This window comes from Variovorax sp. 01T439_2, from assembly GCF_056398445.1.
The window spans coordinates 1-3,933 of sequence record NZ_JBFTPJ010000567.1 but is presented as its reverse complement, the minus strand read 5'-3'; the positions used below and the strand labels follow the sequence as shown (position 1 = coordinate 3,933).

General features: G+C 66.8%; 5 protein-coding genes. 4 read left to right on the top strand and 1 reads right to left on the bottom strand.

The window, feature by feature from the left end:
- A partial coding sequence (locus AC1DOC_RS23385) for an EamA family transporter (RefSeq protein WP_478130579.1) occupies positions 1 to 384 on the top strand: 384 nt, incomplete at its 5' end.
- On the opposite strand, the gene AC1DOC_RS23380 is transcribed toward AC1DOC_RS23385, so the two are convergent.
- Positions 359 to 1,012: a DUF1345 domain-containing protein gene (locus tag AC1DOC_RS23380; RefSeq protein WP_062366417.1), complete on the bottom strand. Its 654-nt coding sequence runs from the start codon at positions 1,010 to 1,012 to the stop codon at positions 359 to 361. The two genes, AC1DOC_RS23385 and AC1DOC_RS23380, sit on opposite strands and share 26 nt — an antisense overlap.
- A 221-nt stretch (positions 1,013 to 1,233) precedes the next feature.
- On the opposite strand from AC1DOC_RS23380, the gene AC1DOC_RS23375 reads away from it, so the two are divergent.
- The 3 genes from AC1DOC_RS23375 to AC1DOC_RS23365 all read left to right on the top strand — a co-directional run bounded on the left by AC1DOC_RS23375 (position 1,234) and on the right by AC1DOC_RS23365 (position 3,812).
- Complete coding sequence (locus tag AC1DOC_RS23375) at positions 1,234 to 2,073, top strand: hypothetical protein (RefSeq protein WP_015866508.1); 840 nt, start codon at positions 1,234 to 1,236, stop codon at positions 2,071 to 2,073.
- Between the two features lie 98 nt (positions 2,074 to 2,171).
- Entirely contained in the window at positions 2,172 to 3,062 is an 891-nt protein-coding gene (locus AC1DOC_RS23370; RefSeq protein ID WP_478083954.1) for a phosphate/phosphite/phosphonate ABC transporter substrate-binding protein, read from the top strand.
- A gap of 45 nt (positions 3,063 to 3,107) precedes the next feature.
- Entirely contained in the window at positions 3,108 to 3,812 is a 705-nt protein-coding gene (locus tag AC1DOC_RS23365; RefSeq protein ID WP_015866510.1) for a glutathione S-transferase N-terminal domain-containing protein, read from the top strand.
- Positions 3,813 to 3,933 lie beyond the last annotated feature (121 nt).

Genomic DNA, 3,933 nt, shown 5'->3' with positions numbered 1-3,933 from the left:
GCGCTGGCCACCGCCACCGGCAGCCAGATCGGGGCCACGCTGTTCCTCGCGCTTCCGGCGCTGTGGTTCTGGCCCGCGCAGATGCCGAGCCTGCGCGCCTGGCTCGCGTTGCTGGCCCTGGGCATCGCATGCACCGGCCTTGCGTACATCCTGTTCTTCCGGCTCATCGCCAATGCGGGACCGGCGCGCGCGCTCACGGTGACTTTCCTGGTGCCGGTGTTCGCGGTGTTCTACGGCGCCGTGTTCCTGGGCGAGAACATCACGCAATGGATGCTGATCTGCGCGGGCGTGATCGTCTGCGGCGTGGCGCTCTCCACCGGCATCGTGAAGCTGTGGCCGCGCGCGGGCGGCGCGGCCGCTACATCGCCCCCGCGACCACGTTGACCGACAGCGCGAGCACCAGCATGTTGAAGGCGAAGGCGAGCACGCTRTGCACCAGCGTGATGCGCCGCATCTCGCGCGAGGTGGCCTGCACGTCGGACACCTGCGTGGTCATGCCGACCACGTAGGCGTAGTACAGGAAATCGAAATAGTCCGGCTCTTCCTTGCCCGGAAAATCCAGCCCGCCGTCGGGCGAACCGTCGCGCTGGTCGATGTAGTAGCGGTGCGCGTAGTGAAAGGCGTAGATCGTGTGCATCATGAGCCACGAGCCCACCAGCGCCACCAGCCCCAGCGCGATGTGGCCTGCCCGCGCCGGCCCGCTCATCAGCTTGACCTGCTGCAGCAGCATCGCGATGGCCACCACGCTCGCCGCAATGACCACCAGCATCGAGACCAGGATCACCACGTTGGGCTGGTCCAGCGACTGGGCGCGCTTGCGGGTCTGCGCCGCATCGAAGGTGTCGGCCAGCCACCACGTGAGCAGCAGGAACACCGCCGCGCTGGTGCACCAGCCCGCGAGCCCGCGCGCCATGGCGTCGAGCGGCCAAGGGACGGCCGCGACGGCGATGCCCGCCACGCCGGCATAGAGAAGACGCTGCGGCCCGGTGGTGGTGGACAGACTTTTTGGCATCTCCAAAGCTTACCTTGAGTACTTTTTGAGGTGTGCGAACGCCTGGGTCGCCATCGTCCTACACGCACAGCGGCAATCGGCGCATGGGCTTTGCGCAAGGGGGCTATTAACTTGGCGCTCATCAACAGGGAGCAACCGCCCGGAAGACTGGCGCGCACACAAATTGCGTGTCGATCCCGAGGCGTATTTTTTTGCCTTTTCCTCCTCTTAAGGATCTCTCCATGCTGTTGCTCCGCTCCTGCCCGCTTGCCAGCTCCGCAAGGCTGACGAAGCTGGGCGCATTGGCTGGCGCCGGATTTCTCCTTGCTCCCGCACTGGCCTGGGCCGAGCCGTCGCCCGCGCTGGACCGTTTCAGCTTCTCGGCGGGGGCCTTCAGCGCCGATCCCAAATTCAACGCATCGGTCAGCTCGCCGTACGGCGCGCTGCGCACGCGCGACCTGGAGCCCGGCCGCGTGACCATGCCGCGCATCACGGCCGACCTGCTGATCGGCGACAGCCATGGCCTCTCGTTCGACTACTACCGCTACAAGCGCGACTACTTCGGCCAGGCCGCGGGCAGCGATTCCTTCGGCGGCTTCGGCACGTTCAGCGCGGTGGGCAATGCCAACATCAACGTGAAGCTCGACTTCGCCAAGCTCTCGTACAAGTGGTGGCTCGGCTCGGGCAACACGGTGTTCGGCCTGGGCGCCGGCGCCGCCTACTACAGCATCGACGTGGGCACGAACGCCAACGTCGCGGTGAACGGACGGATCCGTACCTTGAACGAGGATGCGAGCGACAACGCCGTTGCGCCGCTGCTCGAACTGGGCGTGCGGCATGCCATCAACCCCGACCTGCGCCTGTTTGCCGACCTCTCCGGCGTGCGCAAGGGCGGCGGCCGCTTCCACGGCAACATCTACAACGCCAGCGCGGGCGTGGAGTGGTTCCCGGTGAAGAACGTCGGCCTGGTGCTGGCCTATGGCGTCACCAACATCGACCTGGCGCGCCAGAGCAGCACGGCGGAGACCCGCGTCAAGGTCAAGCTGCACGGGCCTTCGGCCTTCCTCAAGGCGCGGTTCTGAGGCCCCCGCCGCGCGGCTGCCATGCCACGGGCGGGCGGCTGCGCGCATAGGTGCTTGCGATCATCGGCGGCCGGGCGGCGGCCCCCTATGATCTTTTGATGTACATCCCAGCCCCCATCCGCTCCGGCCAACCCGACGGGAGCGCCGCCAGCGCGTCCCGCGCCCGCCATCCGAACCCGCTCCGCCTTGCCGCCCCGGCGGCGGCAGCGCTGCTGCTGGCAGCGGGCACCCCGGCGCACGCGCTGGTCATCGGCGTGACCGAAGGCGTGAGCTACCAGACCACCGAAAGCCAGATCGCGCCGCGCTTCGAGCCCATTGCCGAGATGCTGAGCAAGGCGCTGAAGCAGCCGGTGACCATCAAGGTGCTGATCTCCTACACCAGCGCGCGCGAGGCCCTGAAGGAGCAGCAGGTCGACCTGGCTTTCATCCACCCGGCCCACGTGGCGCTCGAGGCCGTCAAGAGCGGCCGCTACCAGGCGCTGGCCTGGACCAGCGGCTTCACCGCCTACAAGGTGTCGCTGCTGTGCAAGGAGCCGCAGCCCATCTCCAACTGGAAGAGCATCTCCGGCAAGGGCCTGGTGATGCCCGACGCGGATTCGATCACCTCGGTGATCACGCGCGCGATGCTGCGCGAGCAGGGCCTGCAGCCCGCCGCGCTCAAGCTCACCAACACGCGCTACCAGGACGCGGTGCCCTTCTATGTGCAGAACGGCTTTGCCGCCTACGGCGCCACGGCGGCATCGGGCGTGGTCAAGACCTGGAAGGAAGGCGGCGGCAATGTGTGCGCGGAATCGCGCGCGGTGCCCATCAAGCAATGGCTGGCCTCGCGCAAGCTCGACGCCGCCACGGCCAGCGCGGCACGCGAAGCCCTGCTCGGCCTCGCGCAAAGCGATGCCGGCAAGCGCGCGCTCGCCACATCGACCTACACTGGCTTTGTCGCACCCTCGGCCGAGGTCGAGACGGCCCTGATGAGCTGGCTGGGCATCTGACCCCTGCGGGCGCGGCGTTCCAACTCCGCTTTTCATGAATCGCCCATGACCGACCTGTCCCGCTTCCCCATCACCCAGAAATGGCCCGCACAGCACCCTGACCGGCTGCAGCTGTATTCGCTGCCCACGCCCAACGGCGTGAAGGTGTCGATCATGCTGGAGGAAACCGGCCTTGCGTACGAGCCGCACCTGGTGAGCTTCGAGACCCACGACCAGATGTCGCCGGAATTCCTCTCGCTCAACCCGAACAACAAGATCCCCGCGATCCTCGACCCCCACGGGCCTGGCGGCAAGCCGCTCGCGCTGTTCGAATCGGGCGCCATTCTCCTGTACCTGGCCGACAAGACCGGCAAGCTGATTCCGCAGGACGCAGCGGGCCGCTACGAAACCATCCAGTGGCTGATGTTCCAGATGGGCGGCATCGGCCCCATGTTCGGCCAGCTCGGCTTCTTCAACAAGTTTGCCGGCAAGGACTACGAGGACAAGCGCCCGCGCGACCGCTACGTGGCCGAATCGAAGCGCCTGCTCGGCGTGCTCGACAAGCACCTGGCGAACCGCGCCTGGATCATGGGCGACGACTACACCATCGCCGACATCGCCTCGTTCCCGTGGATCCGCAACCTGATCGGCTTCTACGAAGCGGGCGACCTGGTGGGCTTCAGCGAGTTCAAGAATGTGGCGCGGGTGCTCGAAACCTTCGTGGCGCGGCCGGCGGTTGTGAAGGGTCTGGGCATTCCCAAGCGCGGTTGACCGGCCTTCGGGGCCGCAGTGCGCGCCCCACGCGAAAACAAAGCTACTCACTTTTCGATCCGAGTGTCTTTTTCAGGCACGCGCACGGGGTTCCTGCGCCTTTTCCAGCTTCGTTAAGAAG

Bases quoted from the DNA above. Each gene is read 5' to 3' on its own strand.
- AC1DOC_RS23375 (WP_015866508.1), top strand. From the start codon at position 1,234: ATGCTGTTGCTCCGCTCCTGCCCGCTTGCCAGCTCCGCAAGGCTGACG.
- AC1DOC_RS23365 (WP_015866510.1), top strand. From the start codon at position 3,108: ATGACCGACCTGTCCCGCTTCCCCATCACCCAGAAATGGCCCGCACAG.
- AC1DOC_RS23370 (WP_478083954.1), top strand. From the start codon at position 2,172: ATGTACATCCCAGCCCCCATCCGCTCCGGCCAACCCGACGGGAGCGCC.